14 protein-coding genes are annotated in these 14,067 nt (G+C 61.7%); 5 read left to right on the top strand and 9 right to left on the bottom strand.

Annotated elements, in window-relative coordinates; genetic code table 11:
• From ACS5RD_RS07835 to ACS5RD_RS07820, 4 genes are all read right to left on the bottom strand, one after another.
• Window positions 1-1,611 carry a DUF2793 domain-containing protein gene (locus ACS5RD_RS07835; protein ID WP_489930706.1) on the bottom strand — a complete coding sequence of 537 codons (1,611 nt, stop codon included), beginning with the start codon at window positions 1,609-1,611 and terminating at the stop codon, window positions 1-3.
• Between the two features lie 78 nt (window positions 1,612-1,689).
• On the bottom strand, window positions 1,690-2,571 hold the full coding sequence (locus ACS5RD_RS07830; protein ID WP_489930705.1) for a DMT family transporter: 882 nt from the start codon (window positions 2,569-2,571) through the stop codon (window positions 1,690-1,692).
• An 18-nt stretch (window positions 2,572-2,589) separates the two neighbouring features.
• On the bottom strand, window positions 2,590-3,195 hold the full coding sequence (locus ACS5RD_RS07825) for a LysE/ArgO family amino acid transporter (protein ID WP_054005810.1): 606 nt from the start codon (window positions 3,193-3,195) through the stop codon (window positions 2,590-2,592).
• The gene (locus tag ACS5RD_RS07820; protein ID WP_489930704.1) at window positions 3,188-3,430 is read right to left on the bottom strand and encodes an ACT domain-containing protein; all 243 of its coding nucleotides are present in this window, start codon (window positions 3,428-3,430) and stop codon (window positions 3,188-3,190) included. The genes ACS5RD_RS07825 and ACS5RD_RS07820 overlap by 8 nt, the downstream gene beginning before the upstream one ends.
• 84 nt (window positions 3,431-3,514) lie before the next feature.
• Here ACS5RD_RS07820 and ACS5RD_RS07815 point away from each other — a divergent pair, with 84 nt between their 5' ends.
• Both ACS5RD_RS07815 and ACS5RD_RS07810 read left to right on the top strand, forming a co-directional pair.
• Window positions 3,515-4,399, top strand: coding sequence for a LysR family transcriptional regulator ArgP (locus ACS5RD_RS07815; RefSeq protein ID WP_489930703.1), 885 nt, complete (start codon window positions 3,515-3,517; stop codon window positions 4,397-4,399).
• A 225-nt stretch (window positions 4,400-4,624) separates the two neighbouring features.
• The gene (locus tag ACS5RD_RS07810) at window positions 4,625-5,011 is read left to right on the top strand and encodes a hypothetical protein (protein ID WP_489930702.1); all 387 of its coding nucleotides are present in this window, start codon (window positions 4,625-4,627) and stop codon (window positions 5,009-5,011) included.
• A 268-nt stretch (window positions 5,012-5,279) separates the two neighbouring features.
• On the opposite strand, the gene ACS5RD_RS07805 is transcribed toward ACS5RD_RS07810, so the two are convergent.
• Together ACS5RD_RS07805 and ACS5RD_RS07800 are read right to left on the bottom strand one after the other, a co-directional pair.
• A complete protein-coding gene (locus ACS5RD_RS07805) occupies window positions 5,280-5,648 on the bottom strand; it encodes a DUF6525 family protein (RefSeq protein ID WP_489930701.1) in 369 nt (122 codons plus the stop codon).
• Window positions 5,645-6,844 (bottom strand): GTP-binding protein, encoded by a 1,200-nt coding sequence (locus ACS5RD_RS07800; protein ID WP_489930700.1) that lies wholly within the window; start codon window positions 6,842-6,844, stop codon window positions 5,645-5,647. The genes ACS5RD_RS07805 and ACS5RD_RS07800 overlap by 4 nt, the downstream gene beginning before the upstream one ends.
• Before the next feature lie 281 nt (window positions 6,845-7,125).
• Here ACS5RD_RS07800 and ACS5RD_RS07795 point away from each other — a divergent pair, with 281 nt between their 5' ends.
• Window positions 7,126-8,004 (top strand): DUF2189 domain-containing protein, encoded by an 879-nt coding sequence (locus tag ACS5RD_RS07795; RefSeq protein ID WP_489930699.1) that lies wholly within the window; start codon window positions 7,126-7,128, stop codon window positions 8,002-8,004.
• A gap of 107 nt (window positions 8,005-8,111) precedes the next feature.
• Here ACS5RD_RS07795 and ACS5RD_RS07790 read toward each other — a convergent pair whose 3' ends face one another.
• The 3 genes from ACS5RD_RS07790 to ACS5RD_RS07780 form a co-directional block, all read right to left on the bottom strand.
• Entirely contained in the window at window positions 8,112-8,855 is a 744-nt protein-coding gene (locus ACS5RD_RS07790) for a YebC/PmpR family DNA-binding transcriptional regulator (RefSeq protein ID WP_054005806.1), read from the bottom strand.
• A gap of 84 nt (window positions 8,856-8,939) precedes the next feature.
• Window positions 8,940-9,884, bottom strand: coding sequence for a DMT family transporter (locus ACS5RD_RS07785; protein ID WP_054005805.1), 945 nt, complete (start codon window positions 9,882-9,884; stop codon window positions 8,940-8,942).
• Window positions 9,881-10,693 (bottom strand): TIGR00282 family metallophosphoesterase, encoded by an 813-nt coding sequence (locus ACS5RD_RS07780; protein WP_054005804.1) that lies wholly within the window; start codon window positions 10,691-10,693, stop codon window positions 9,881-9,883. Before ACS5RD_RS07780 ends, ACS5RD_RS07785 begins: the two co-directional genes overlap by 4 nt.
• Before the next feature lie 145 nt (window positions 10,694-10,838).
• Here ACS5RD_RS07780 and ACS5RD_RS07775 point away from each other — a divergent pair, with 145 nt between their 5' ends.
• Both ACS5RD_RS07775 and pdeM read left to right on the top strand, forming a co-directional pair.
• Window positions 10,839-13,229, top strand: a complete 2,391-nt coding sequence (locus ACS5RD_RS07775; RefSeq protein WP_489930698.1) for a ligase-associated DNA damage response DEXH box helicase — start codon at window positions 10,839-10,841, stop codon at window positions 13,227-13,229.
• Between the two features lie 104 nt (window positions 13,230-13,333).
• The gene (gene pdeM, locus ACS5RD_RS07770; RefSeq protein ID WP_489930697.1) at window positions 13,334-13,975 is read left to right on the top strand and encodes a ligase-associated DNA damage response endonuclease PdeM; all 642 of its coding nucleotides are present in this window, start codon (window positions 13,334-13,336) and stop codon (window positions 13,973-13,975) included.
• Window positions 13,976-14,067: the final 92 nt, after the last annotated feature.

Raw genomic sequence — 14,067 nt, 5'->3', positions numbered from 1 at the left:
CTAGTTGATGAATGCTTGTTGATTCAGCGCGACCTGCACGCCGTATTTTGCCGATGCCGCCAGCGTCCAAACCGTGCCGCCGCCCGACACCGTAACATCGCCCTTGGCCCCGTCACTGATCCCGGCGCTGACCACTTGGGTCACGCCAGCGCTGCGCACCTTGACCTGTCCCGAGGTGGTATTCAGCCAGACCATGCCATTCACCGGGCTGGCAGGATCCGCCGCCTGCCCGCCCAAATTCAGCACCTGCGGCAGTGTCGCTTGCCCCGTCGCCCGCGCCACCATCATCGCGGTGTAAAACGTGCTGCCATCCGGGCTGACCTTGATCGCGAAATCATCCGAGCCGGTGGTGCCCATCTCGGCCCGCCCGGAAAACCCAGTCTGAAACGTCAAGCTGGCGGTATCTGTTGCCGCCGCCTTGTTCAGCTTGACCTGATGCCCGGCTCCGGCATGGTTCAACAATGTCGCGCCTGCATTGACCGACAAGCGGTTGGTCGCATCGGGGGTAGCCCCCCCCAGACCCAGCTTATCCGCCGTGACCGCCGCCGCTGGGGCCGAAATGCTGGTGACGCTCGCCGCAAAGCTGACGCTGGGCGAGTTGATCACCGTTGTGCCCAGCGCGCCCATCACGCTCGATCCGATATTGACCACCGTGGTCGAGCCACTGATCCCGCCAGTGCCGAGATTGATCGTCGAGGTATTGCCCGCAGCCGTAGCCCCGCTCCCCATGCTATAGCTACTGGTCGCAGTTGAAGTGCCAAGGCTCGCCGTGGCCCCGCTGATGGTAAAGCCGCCCGAAAACGTCTTGGCTCCGGTGAAGGTCTGCGTCAGCGCCAGCCCCGCCAATTCAGTCGCGCCATTCGGCAGCGTATAGCTTCGCGTCGTGCCCGTCGTCACCGACGCCACCGAGAAATTCGCGCGCTTGGTAGGGTCCGTCGGATCGCGCAGGCTGAACCCACTCGCCAGCATCCCCTGCGGCATCGCCACATAACCCGTCGCCGCCGCCACCGTTACGGCATCGAGAAAACTGCTGCCATCGGGCGAGACTTTTAGGCTGAAATCATCCGAGCCTTGCGTGCCCAGCATAGCGCGGCTGGAATACCCGGTCTGAAATGCCAGACTGGCGCTGTCCGTCGCACTGGCCTTGTTCAGCTTCATCAGATGCCCAGCGCCCGCATGATCGAACAGCGATGCAGGCGAGGAGACGGCCAGCCGATTGGTCGCATCCGGTGTCGCCGACACGCCAAGCTGCCCCACCAACAACGGCCCATCGGTCAGCGCAAGCCAAGCCGTGCCGTTGTAAACCGCCATCGCCGCTTCGGCCACGACATAGGCCTGCCAGCCCGCCAGTGGCTTGAAAAACTGCCAAACCCCGGTCTCGAACAGCGCAATCTTCCCCGCCTGCCCCGCCCAAGCCCCGCTCGCGCCCGCAGGCACTATATAGCGGTCACCCAACACCGGACCAACAGGCGGTGCGCTGACAGCCCGCGCCTTGACCGACAGCTGCACCATCAGGTCCAGCAACCGCACAGCCTCATTATGCGTCACATGTTTTTGCGCTTGCGCGGGTTGGATCAGGGGCAGCGACAGGATTGTCGATGTATCGGGCATATAGACCTCCGCAAAACGCTCGTGGAGGCAGAAGCTATGAAAACCCCGTTAACACCGCCGCACCAGAGCGCGCGGTGGTTACTCTTGCTGCAACGCCGCGCTATCGACGGCATCCCGCCATGTCACAAAGGTGATCGCGCCAATAATCATCGCACCGCCCAGCAGCACAAACACATCCACCGCCTCGCCAAACAAGATCGCCCCCAAAGCCGTCGCCCAGATCAGCGACAGAAAGGTAACCGGCTGCGTCACAGTCAGCGGAGCCGCCCGGAATGCCCGCGTCATGCAATAATGCCCCGAGGTCGCACAGCCAGCCACCACCGCCAGCCAGCCAAGCTGCGCCCAACTGACCGGAACCCAAACCCACCACGCGAGCGGTGCCAGCCCCAAAGTCACCGTCACCGACATCATTGCCACGATCACCGAGGCATTCGCCAACCCCGTCAACCGCTTGGCAAACAAATAACTTCCGCAGAAAAACACCGAAGCCCCGATCTGGCTGAGATGTCCCATATTCAGCGCCTGCACACCGGGCCGCAGCACGATCAACGCCCCCGCCAATGCCACCGCCACCGCAATGATCCGTCGTGCTGTCAGCCGCTCCCGCAAAATCAATGCCCCGGCGATCAGCATCAAAACCGGGTTCAGATAACCAATCGCCGTGGCATGGGCGACCGGGATTCGCGCCATCGCATAGAACCAGAACAGCACCGCAATCGTGTGCATCACCCCGCGCCATGCGAACAGCTTCAACACCTGCCCGTTCATCCCGCGCGCCAACCCCGGCAAGACCGGAGCCAGCAACACCACTCCAAAGACAAACCGCAAAAACGCCGACTGTGCAGCAGGCAGATCAGCGCCGAGATAGCGCACAATGCCGTTGACCCCCACGAAGGAAAGCCCCGACAGCACCATCCACATCACCCCCTCGCGGGGGCGCCCCAAATCAGTCATATTCATCCGCGGACAGAACCAAGCCTAACCGCCAAAGGCAAGCCCTGCCGCAATCGCCCACATCGTCGCCCCGACAATAATCTCCAACACCACCCAAGCCTTCGGGTTGGCAAACACCGGGGCCAGAAGCCGCGCACCATAGCCCAAAGCGGTGAAAAAGCTGAAACTGCCGCAAGCCGCCGCCGCCCCAAACGCCAGCCGATGCCCCGGATACTGCGCCGAGATGGATCCCAGCAGCACCACCGTATCCAGATAAACATGCGGATTGGCCCAAGTCAGCACCAACACCGTCGTCAGCACTTTTGACACGCTGGTTGCCGCCCCATCCCCCGGCTTCAAAGCCTCGCCCCCCGCCAAAGCCGCCTTGAACCGCAGGCCACCATAAACCAGCAGAAAAATCACCCCACCCCAGCGCATCGCCTCACCAATCCACGGCACCGATGCGGAAACCACGCCAAACCCCGTCACGCCAAGCGCGATCAGAATCGCATCAGAAATGGCGCAAGCCAGCACCACCACGCCGACATGCTCGCGCCGCAAGCCCTGCCGCAACACGAACGCGTTCTGCGCCCCAATCGCCAAAATCAGGCTGAGTGACACCAAATAACCCTGAACCGCCGCCTCAAGCATCGTTCAACTCCCGCAGCGCCGCCATCGCCTCCAAGCGCCGCTCCCAAGGCACAAACACATGATCATGATAAAACCCCGCCCCCACATTGGCGCTGATCCTTGGCCCCGCCAAAGCCGCCGAGATCGTCGCCGTCAGTCCCACCGCCGTATCGGTCACCACATATCCGTAAGCCGCCGCATGCAACTCCGGCTGCATAGACCGCAACCACATCGCCAAATCCACCTCACCCGCCATCACATCCTCCACTTTCGGCTTGACCTAGCAGCCTGTCGCAACTTCACTCAAGTTAATCATTCTCCAATTAGATAAGCCTAGCTAATGTTCGATCCCGCCCAACTCGCAGCCCTCGCCGCCGTGCATCGTCGTGGCTCGTTTGACCTTGCTGCGGCTGAGCTGCACGTCACCCCCTCGGCAATATCCCAACGCCTCAAAGCGCTGGAGGAAACTGCGGGCACCCTGCTGATCCGCCGCGCCCAGCCCTGCACCGCCACCCCGGCGGGCCTCAGGATGATCCGCCACCATGATGAGGTGACGCTGCTGGAACGCACCCTCGCCACCGACCTGCCGTGGCTGTCGCCTCGCCCCGCCACGCTACGGATCGCGGTCAATGCCGACAGTCTGGCCACTTGGGTGATCCCGGCGTTGGCGGCAACCGAGGGCTTCCTATTCGATCTGGTGATCGATGATCAGGAGGTCAGCCAAGACTGGCTGAAGCGCGGCGAGGTTGCCGCCGCCATCACCGCCCATCCCGGCCCGTTGCAGGGCTGCGATACGATCCCACTGGGAGCTTTGCGCTACCGGGCCACGGCCTCGCCCGCCTATATGGCGCGCTGGATGGCCGAGGGGGTGACGGCGGCCAGCCTTGCGGCGGCACCTGGGCTGAACTTCTCGGATCATGATCGGCTGCAAGAGATTTGGGTGGAGCGGCAGATCGGGCGGCAATCCAAACAGGCGTTTCCAAGCCATCGGCTGGCGAGCAGTCAGGGCTTCGTCGATGGCTGCTTGGCGGGCTTGGGATGGGCTTTGAACCCGGAGGCTCTGGTGGCCCCCCACCTCGCCTCGGGCGCGTTGATCGAGATGGTGGCGGACACGCCGTTGGATGTCGCCCTGCACTGGCAATTCAGTCGTCTGACCGCCCCGGCTTTGGCTCCGCTGACTCGAGAAATCCGGGCGGCGGCGGGGCGGGTTTTGATTGGGGTTTAGGGGTGGTCCCAACTCGGGACATTTTTTTGTTGTTTGATATCAGATGGATGGGGTGGGTGATTTAAGGGATTTTTAACGTTTGGGGGGTTGGGACCACCAATAGTGCGCGCTGGTTTGACTTCCAGCGATGGTTTGTCCGTCGTTTAGATGGAAGGAAAGCCTCTTGCATCTCGTCTTGAGCCAAATAGGCTGACCGAGTGCAACTTCGGACGGTGAGCTTCTTTTATGGCGATAGATTTTGAACAACTTTGGGTAAAGTTGACAGACTACCCTGACGCGTTTTTCTACAAGGGTGTGATTGTAAGGTTCCGAACATTTCACACGGCAGGAAATGGCTACAAATACGCCATCGCTACAATGATCGACAACCGATCAGAACTTTCGTTCGTCGGAATGGATGGTGGCACATGGGGTTACGGGCGCTGCGAGTTGCCCAAAGAAGCACGTTACGAAGACCGACGCGGAACCATTTCCCGAGAGTGGCTGATCAAGAATTTCGACTATATTGCGGAGCCCTCGGATACTGACGACATATCAGTGTGCCCTGACGCTCTCGATATTATGTTCGTCATGGAAGAACATGAACGCGAGATGGGAAGCCGAAAGAATTGACTACAGCTCACCTGAGATGACTCTCGACTACCAGATTATCCGCGCTACTTTTCTCGCCCTCTCAAGCAAACAACCCGCCCGGAATCAAGGCGCGCATGCGCCGCCGGGCAGCGCCTGACCACCCCATCGGGCGGGCGCTTCTGCGCTGTCCCGCTTAGAACTTAGGGGGAATTGGCTGAACTATAAAGTGCCTAGAACTGGCGTGGCTCGCCCTCCCGGCGGTCAGGCGTTGCGCTGTGTTGTTACCTTATCAAACGCGAAGCCCTCATCAGCTGACGCGCTGCGTTCCGTTCTTGCTGTTCAGCACCTGCCAGAACGGCAGCGCCGGGACGGATTTGCGGCGTGGGGGCGTAACCGCGCCGAGCGGCGGCGCAGGATAATGCCTGCCCCAAACCTGCACCGCATCGCGGGCGAGTTTGCGGGCCTGTGCTGCATCCATGCGGGCGCGCACTGCTGCGATATCGCCGCCCGCCTCATGCCATGCCCGTGCCCAGAGCCGGGCGACGGAGCGGGCACTCCACGGTAGCAGCGCGCCTGCCAGCCAGCGCCGCGCCTCGCCGGGCAGCGCGTCATAGGCTTGCATGGTGTCGGGGCGCGGGCTGCGGCGCAAAGATGTGGCGAGGTTGCCGGGGCTCATGCCGCGGCCACCCGCGCCCAGACCGGGAACGGATCGGGCAGCTTGGCCCAAGCTTGCGGCGTGAAACTTAGCACCGGCAGCAAAGCAGCATCCAAGGCGGCGGTGATCGCGGCTTGGTCGAGGTCTGCGCCGATGAACACCAACTCTTGCCGCCGATCACCCCAAGGCTCGGCCCATTTCGCGGCCACCTCAGTCAAAGCGTCGGGATGCGTCGGCCAGCGGTTTTGCGGCACCGAGGCCCACCAGCCACCCAGAGGAGTGACGCTGGACAAAGCTCCGGCAAGGCTGAATTCCAGCGCCATATTCGGGCGGCTGGCGATCCAGAAATGCCCCTTGGCGCGGATCACCCCCGGCAATTCACCATTCAACACGGTATGGATGCGGGCGGGATCAAACGGCGCGCGGGCGCGGTGGACGAAAGAGGTGATGCCGTATGCCTCGGTTTCCGGCGTGTGATGCGCGAAGCCGTAGAGTTCTTTCGCCCACAAAGGATGCTCTTGCGCGCGGTCAAAATCGAACAGGTTTGTGTCAAAGATCGCGTCGGGGCTGACGATGCTGTGGTCGGTTTCAATCAACCGGGCATCCGGATTCAGCGCCCGGATGATCTTGCGGGCGGCATCGGCGCGCGCAGGCCCGGCATCGCTGATCTTGTTCAGGATGATCACATTGGCAAATTCAATCTGCTCGGTCAGTAGATTGACGAGGCTACGGTGATCACCCTCACCCGTGATCTCGCCGCGATCTGACAGGAAATCATGGCTGGAGAAATCGCGCAGCAGGTTCAGCGCATCGACGACAGTGACCATGGTGTCGAGGCGCGCCACATCCGACAGGCTATCGCCATGCTCATCGCGGAAATCGAAGGTGGCAGCGACGGGGAGCGGCTCGGCAATACCCGTGGATTCGATCAGCAGGTAGTCAAAACGGCCCGCGGCGGCCAGTTTGCGCACCTCAATCAGCAGATCATCGCGCAGGGTGCAGCAGATGCAGCCATTGGTCATCTCAACCAGCTTTTCGTCTGATCGCGACAGGGTAGCGCCGTCGCGGATCAGGTCGGCGTCAATATTGACCTCGGACATATCGTTGACGATCACCGCCACCCGGCGGCCGTCGCGGTTGTTCAGGATATGGTTCAGCAAGGTGGTTTTGCCCGCGCCGAGAAAGCCGGAGAGGACGGTGACGGGGAGTTTGGGCATAGCGTGATTCCGTTATGTTATACTATAACGTATCAAGCGGAAATGAAGGCTGCAAGGCGAGATCGTTTCTACCGTGCAGAATGACTCACCCTCCCAGACTTCAAGGCGCGAAAGCGCCGCCGGGCACAGCGCCTGACCGCCATCCACCGACACGCCTGCGTGATCCAGACGATGGGGCGCGACTGCGGGCCGCATCCGTGCTAAACTGGCCTCAGTGTTGTTGTCCTTGGATGCGGTCGCATTCTTGCGATGTGCCCGCCGAAACAGGTGGAGGAAACGTCATGGCAGAAACAATCGGCAACCCGCTCTCATGGGCCGCGCGGCAGTTCAGTGCGGGTTTTCATCGCATCGAGGACGGCACGGCGGAAATCGCAGGCAGCGACCGCGCCCCGATCATCATCACCGGCTTGCAGATCGCCGATCTGCGCATCGCGCTGAAAAAGGGGGTGGAGGATTTTCTGGCCCTGCGCACCGATGTGATCTTTGTTGTGCTGATGTATCCGATCATTGGACTGGCGCTGGCCGGATTCGCACTCAACCGGGGCGTGTTGCCGCTGCTGTTTCCGATGATTTCGGGCTTTGCCTTGGTTGGCCCCGTCGCCGCCATCGGACTTTATGAGATGAGCCGACGGCGCGAGTTGGGGTTACCGACGACTTGGGCCGATGCATTTGGCGTGCTTGGATCACCATCGCTGTTCCCGATCCTGACGCTGGGGGTCTATCTGTTCGGGATCTTTCTGGCATGGTTGCTCAGCGCGAATGAGATTTACAACGCCACGCTTGGCCCGGCAGCCCCCGCCTCGGTGCAGGCGTTCCTGCAGGATATTTTGATGACCTCGGCGGGCAGGACGATGGCGGTCGCGGGCATCGGGGTGGGATTTCTGTTTGCTTGCGTTGTGCTTGCGCTGTCACTGGTGTCTTTCCCGCTGCTGGTCGACCGCCATGTCGGCGTGGTGCGGGCGGTGATGACCTCATTCAGCGTGGCGCGGCGCTCTCCGCTGGCGGCAGCGGCTTGGGGGGCGGTGGTGGTGATCGGGCTGGGATTTGGGGTGCTTACAGCCTTCGTCGGGCTGATGTTCGTGTTGCCGGTGCTGGGCCATGCCAGTTGGCATCTCTACCGCCGTGCCGTGGCCCCGCCGTTAAATCAGGTCAAGCCGTAAGGCGAATAGCGCCGGATTGCTGACGCGGGGCGGTTAAAGCATTGAAAAAGCCGCGCAGGATGTGCGCGGCTTTGGCTTTGGGCGCGTGTGGTGCGCTGAAGCGCACCCTACTCCAGCTGTGCTGCCACTTCCTCAGACATATCGAAGTTATGGGTGACGGTTTGCACATCGTCATCCTCTTCCAGCATGTCGATCAGGCGCATCAGTTTGGTGGCGGTGTCCAGATCCACCTCTGTCAGCACTTGCGCCTTCCAGATCAGCTTGGATTCCAGCGACTCGCCCAAGGCTTTCTCCAAAGCGTCGGAGACCTCGTTCAGGCTTTCGACCGAGCAATAAATCCAGTGGCCATCCTCATCGGATTCGACATCATCGGCCCCGGCATCCAAAGCCGCCATCATCACGTCATCAGCAGAGCCAGCCGAGGCGGGATAGGAAATCTCGCCCATGCGATCAAAGCCGTGCGAAACCGACCCGGTTTGCCCCAGATTGCCACCGCATTTGCTGAAATAGCTGCGCACGTTCGAAGCGGTGCGGTTCAGGTTGTCGGTCATCGCCTCAACCATGATGGCGATGCCGTTGACGCCGTAACCTTCATAGCGGATTTCGGTGTAATCGGCACCATCACCCATCTGCGATTTCTTGATCGCGCGGTCGATCACGTCTTTCGGCATCGACACCGCTTTCGCGGCCTTCACGGCCAGACGCAGACGCGGGTTCATATCCACGTCGGGCATACCCATTTTGGCGGCGACGGTGATTTCCTTCGCCAGCTTTGAGAACACTTTCGAGCGGGCTTTATCCTGCTTGCCCTTGCGGTGCTGGATGTTCGCCCATTTTGAATGGCCTGCCATGACCCGTCTCCGATCCCTAATTCAGGTGTTGGATTGCCTTACACCAGCCAAGGGTGCGGCTGCAACCCCGACCGCAAATCCGCACTATTCGTTCAACGGTTGCAGGGTTTGGTGCCGCAGTTTCGGCTGCACAAGGCTGAGACCCGCCAGCATCACCGCCGCCGCTGCCCAGACCCAAGGGCTGAAGCGCTCGCCCAACAGCAGCATCGCCCAGATCACGCCCGAGGCGGTGACGATGTAGCTTGATTGCGAGGCGAAGACGGCTCCGGCCTTCGCGGCGAGCCAGACGAAGGCGGAATAGAGCAGTGCGTGCAGGGCAGATGAGGCGATCAGCGCCCATTCCGCCTTTCCCGGCGGCAGCGGCATCGCAAAGCCGTGGCCCAAGGCCAGCATGATCGGCGTGCAGAGGATCAACCCAACGAGAGAGGCTCCGAACATCGCTTGCAGCGCGTCCATCCCAGCGGTGCCGGTCTTGGCGACATAGGTGCTTTCCATCGCGTAAAACAGCGGCCCGATCATCGCCACCGGCAGGAAGGCAGCCATGGCCGGATCAGGCAGGCTGGCATTGGGCAAAGCGATCAGCAGCACTCCGGCCAGCCCCATGCCCAGACCCGCCAAACGGCGGGGCGAGAAATTGTCCATCCCCAAGGCCATCGCCATCGGGAAGGCCAACAGCGGCACCATCGAGATCAGGATTGACATGATCCCTGACGGCAAGCGCGCCACCGAGATGTAGAAGGTGGCATTCGGCACCAGCGTGCCAAGCACGGCGACGACGACGTAGAACCGCAAAGCCTCGGGCCGCAACGACAGGCGTTTGCCGCGCAGCAAGGTTACGCTGCCCAAGACAAGCGTGCAAACGATCAACTGCCAGAAGATCAGCCCGAACGGCTTATGCCCGGTCGAGGCCGCGATCTTGCCAAGCGGTTGCGTCAACCCCCAGCCGAGGCCAAGGCACAGTAAGATCAGCAACAGTTGCAGGCGTTTTGGCGCGACTTGAGTCTGGGCGTGGGGTGGGGTCGCGATCATGGCGAGGATTGCTCTAAAGTGCCACCATTGCGGATCATCTTGATTTTCAGCGCCTTGCCAGTGCGATCATCGGTTTCGACATAGGCGCCTGACAAAGTGGCGGGGCCTTCGGCGGGGGTAAACCGCGCGCTTGACATGCCGGTGATGAAGCGGCGCAAAGGCTCCAGCTTTTCCATGCCGATCACCGAGTTGTAATCACCGCACATCCCGGCATCGGTCATATAGCCCGTGCCACCGGCCAAGATTTGCGCGTCTCCGGTCGGCACATGGGTGTGGGTGCCGACAACCAAGGACGCCTGCCCGTCGCACCAATGCCCCATCGCCATCTTCTCGGACGTGGCCTCGGCATGGACATCCACCACCGCCGCCTGAACGCTTGCGCCCATGCGGTGGGTTTTCAGGATGGTTTCCACCGCAGAAAACGGATCGTCAAACGGGCGCTTCATAAACACCTGCCCCAGCACCTGCGTCACCAGAACTTTGCGCCCCTGCGTGGCGTCGAAAATCTTCACGCCCCGCCCCGGAGCGACCTTGGAGAAGTTCAGCGGCCGGATGATCCGGGGTTCCTGCTCGATATATTGCAGCATGTCTTTTTGGTCGAACGCATGATCGCCCAAGGTCAGACAATCCGCCCCCGCGCCGAGCAAGACGCGGGCGTGCTCCGCCGTCAAGCCCGCGCCCTGTGACGCATTCTCGCCATTGACCACGACAAAATCGAGGCCCCAATCGCGGCGCAATGTGGGCAGGCGATCCACAATCGCCGCCCGCCCTGCCCGCCCCATCACATCGCCTAAAAATAGTATTTTCATGGCAATCGGCTTAGGCTGTGATCGCGGTGGCAGCAAGTCCATCCGCGACATTGTGGCGGCGGTGGAAGCCTCCGGCGGGAGTATTTAGGCCAAGATGAAATTGCGCGGGGGTTTTCTTTGCATGGCTTGCGCTTAGGTTAGCGGGATGGAATTGCCCGCAGCCCTTGCCGATTGGTTTGCCGCCCAAGGCTGGGCCTTGCATCCGCATCAGTTGGCGATGTTGGAGCGGGCGGGGGATGCTTCGACTTTGCTGATCGCGCCGACTGGCGGGGGCAAGACCCTCGCGGGGTTTTTGCCGAGTTTGGCAGAACTGGCGGATGGCAAGCACAAGGGGCTGCACACGCTGTATATCTCGCCGCTGAAAGCGCTGACGGCGGATATTCGACGGAATTTGCGCCGTCCGGTCGAAGGTGCTGGTCTACCGATTCGCATCGAGGATCGCACCGGGGATACCACTTACACCCAGCGCCGTAGGCAGCGCGCCGATCCACCGCATATTCTGCTGACCACGCCGGAAAGCCTTGCGCTGCTGCTGAGTTACGAGGATGCGCCACGGATATTCGCCGGGCTGTCGCGGGTGATTTTCGATGAAATCCATGCCCTCGCCGAAAGCAAGCGTGGCGATCAGTTGATGCTGCAGCTGGCGCGGTTGGAGACTCTGGCCCCCGGCCTGCGACGGGTGGGGCTGTCGGCGACGGTGGAGGACCCGCCTGCGCTGGCGGCATTTTTGGGGGCGGGCACGCAGGTGATGCAGGCCGATCCGGGACCGGACCCGGACATTTCAATGCTGATCACGCAACAGCCGCCGCCTTGGGCGGGCAACGGTGCGCATTATGCGATACCCGCGATCTTGGATCAGGTGAAGCTGCATAAAACCACGCTGATCTTTCACAACACCCGCGCGCAGGCCGAGATTTTCTTTCACCGTTTGTGGCTGCTGAATACCGAGGATTTGCCGATTGGCATCCATCACGGCTCGCTGTCGCGCGAACAGCGCGACCGGGTCGAGCAGGCGATGGTGGACGGCAGGCTGCGGGCGATTGTCTGCACGGGTAGCCTCGATTTGGGCATCGACTGGGGCGATGTCGATCTGGTTATACAGGTCGGGGCACCCAAGAACGTCAAACGCTTGGTGCAGCGCATTGGGCGGGCCAATCACCGCTATAACGCGCCGTCGAAAGCGCTGCTGGTGCCCGCCAATCGCTTTGAAGTGGTGGAATGTCAGGCGGCTCTACAAGCGGTGAAAGCGCATCAGCTCGATGGCGATCCGCGCGGGCCGGGGCCGTTAGATGTTTTGTGCCAGCATATTCTGGCCACCGCCTGCGCCGCGCCGTTTGACGCGGGTGTGCTTTACGGCGAGGTGATCACAGCGGGGCCCTATGCGGGCCTGACGCGGGCGGAGTTCGACAGCTGTCTGGATTTTGTCGCCACGGGCGGCTACGCTTTGCGCGCCTATGACAAGTGGCAGCGGCTGATGATCCGCGACGGCAAATGGTCGCTGCGCGATCCGCGCACAGCAGCGGTGATCCGGCAGAATTTGGGTACGATCATCGACACCGAGACCCTGAAGGTGCGGCTGAAGGGTCGCATGGGTGGCACACCTTTGGGCGAGGTGGAGGAGGCGTTTGCCAGCACCCTGACCCCCGGCGATACCTTTCTGATCGGCGGGCAGGTGGTGCGCTACGATGGCTTGCGCGAGATGACGGTAGAGGTGACGCGCCAGCCCGGACGTGATCCGAAAGTGGCGGTGTTCTCGGGGACGAAATTCGCCACCTCGACCCAGCTGTCCGAGCGGATTTTGCAGATTTTCCAGCAGGGGGACTGGCCCGACCTGCCCTCCCACACCGCGCAGTGGTTGAGCTTGCAGCGTGAAGTCTCGCAGCTGCCGCAGCCGGGGCGGCTGCTGGTGGAAACCTTTGGCTATGAGGCGCGGCAGCATCTGGTGCTCTATGGTTTCGCGGGGCGCAATGCGCAGCAGACCTTGGGGCTGCTCTTGACCAAACGCATGGAGGATCAGGGGCTGCATCCTTTGGGCTTTGTCGCCACCGATTATGCCACGATGATCTGGGGGCTGACAGAGGTGCTTGATCCGGCGGCGTTGCTTGACCGTGCCAGCTTACGCGCCGATCTGGAGGGCTGGCTGGGCGGCAATGCGGTGATGAAGCGCACCTTCCGCAATGTGGCGATCATCGCCGGGCTGATCGAGCGCAGTCATCAAGGGCGGCGCAAATCCGGGCGGCAAGCGACGTTCTCCAGCGATATCCTCTATGACACGCTGCGCAAATATGATGCGGGCCATCTGATGCTGGCGATCACCAAGGATGCGGCGATGCGCGGGCTGGTTGATTTCGGGCGGTTGGAGGCGATGTTGCAACGGATTGGCGACCGGTTGGATCATGTCCGGCTGGAGCGCCCCTCGCCCCTCGCGGCGCCGCTGTTTTTAGAGATGGGCAAGGTTCCAGTCGACGGCAAGGGTCGCGAGCGTTTGGCGGAAGATGCGGCGGCACAGCTGATGCGGGATGCCGGGTTGACCTAGCAACAGATGCCGCTTCGGGGGCATCGAGCCCCCACTCATCGGCGTTGCCACGGGATGCGGGCAGGTCTTGTCAAGTTGACCATCACAGGGCAAAGCTGCTCGCCATGTATCGGTTTTCACTTGCCTCGGCTGACCTGCTCGCCCTGCCCTCAGGCGCGCTGCACTGGCCTGCCGAACGGCTGTTGGTCGTCTCGGACCTGCATTTCGGCAAATCGGAACGCCTCGCGCGGCGGGGTGGTGCGCTGCTACCACCGTTCGAGACTCGCGACACCTTGCAACGGTTGGATGATGATCTGGAGGCGACGGGCGCGCGGGTGGTGGTCTGTTTGGGCGACAGCTTTGATGATCTGCGCGCCGCCGAAGCGATGGACCCCGCCGATCAACTTTGGCTGACCCGGCTGATGGCGGGGTGCGATTGGGTCTGGATTGAGGGCAACCATGACGCGGGCCCGTTTGCTTTGGGCGGCAGTCACCGGGCGGAACTGCAGATCGGGCCGCTGGCGTTTCGCCATATCGCCACGGCGCAAACACCTGAAATTTCCGGCCATTACCACCCAAAGCTGCGGCTGGCGGGACAGACGCGACGCTGTTTTCTGCTGGACCAAATGCGGGTGATCCTGCCCGCCTATGGCAGCTATACCGGTGGATTGTGGAGCCATGATCCGGCGCTGACCACCTTGATGCAGCCGCAAGCCTTGGCGGTGGCGATTGGCAAAACCGCCCTGCCCCTGCCAATGCCGCGCTAAAGCGCGACAGGTTTAGATTGAATCGAAAATCGCTGCCTCTCGCAGATGCTCGAACGTGTTTTTCGATAAGCATGTTTCTATCAAAACCTGAC

The sequence above is a fragment of the Cypionkella sp. PAMC25878 genome (assembly GCF_058135695.1).
The sequence above is the reverse complement of the archived record's forward strand: the minus strand, read 5'-3'. Positions and strand labels throughout refer to the sequence as shown.

Excerpts from the sequence above, each read along its gene's own strand:
- ACS5RD_RS07835 (WP_489930706.1), bottom strand. The coding sequence starts at position 1,611 with ATGCCCGATACATCGACAATCCTGTCGCTGCCCCTGATCCAACCCGCG.
- ACS5RD_RS07830 (WP_489930705.1), bottom strand. The coding sequence starts at position 2,571 with ATGAATATGACTGATTTGGGGCGCCCCCGCGAGGGGGTGATGTGGATG.
- ACS5RD_RS07825 (WP_054005810.1), bottom strand. The coding sequence starts at position 3,195 with ATGCTTGAGGCGGCGGTTCAGGGTTATTTGGTGTCACTCAGCCTGATT.
- ACS5RD_RS07820 (WP_489930704.1), bottom strand. The coding sequence starts at position 3,430 with ATGGCGGGTGAGGTGGATTTGGCGATGTGGTTGCGGTCTATGCAGCCG.
- ACS5RD_RS07815 (WP_489930703.1), top strand. The coding sequence starts at position 3,515 with ATGTTCGATCCCGCCCAACTCGCAGCCCTCGCCGCCGTGCATCGTCGT.
- ACS5RD_RS07810 (WP_489930702.1), top strand. The coding sequence starts at position 4,625 with ATGGCGATAGATTTTGAACAACTTTGGGTAAAGTTGACAGACTACCCT.
- ACS5RD_RS07805 (WP_489930701.1), bottom strand. The coding sequence starts at position 5,648 with ATGAGCCCCGGCAACCTCGCCACATCTTTGCGCCGCAGCCCGCGCCCC.
- ACS5RD_RS07800 (WP_489930700.1), bottom strand. The coding sequence starts at position 6,844 with ATGCCCAAACTCCCCGTCACCGTCCTCTCCGGCTTTCTCGGCGCGGGC.
- ACS5RD_RS07795 (WP_489930699.1), top strand. The coding sequence starts at position 7,126 with ATGGCAGAAACAATCGGCAACCCGCTCTCATGGGCCGCGCGGCAGTTC.
- ACS5RD_RS07790 (WP_054005806.1), bottom strand. The coding sequence starts at position 8,855 with ATGGCAGGCCATTCAAAATGGGCGAACATCCAGCACCGCAAGGGCAAG.
- ACS5RD_RS07785 (WP_054005805.1), bottom strand. The coding sequence starts at position 9,884 with ATGATCGCGACCCCACCCCACGCCCAGACTCAAGTCGCGCCAAAACGC.
- ACS5RD_RS07780 (WP_054005804.1), bottom strand. The coding sequence starts at position 10,693 with ATGAAAATACTATTTTTAGGCGATGTGATGGGGCGGGCAGGGCGGGCG.
- ACS5RD_RS07775 (WP_489930698.1), top strand. The coding sequence starts at position 10,839 with ATGGAATTGCCCGCAGCCCTTGCCGATTGGTTTGCCGCCCAAGGCTGG.
- pdeM (WP_489930697.1), top strand. The coding sequence starts at position 13,334 with ATGTATCGGTTTTCACTTGCCTCGGCTGACCTGCTCGCCCTGCCCTCA.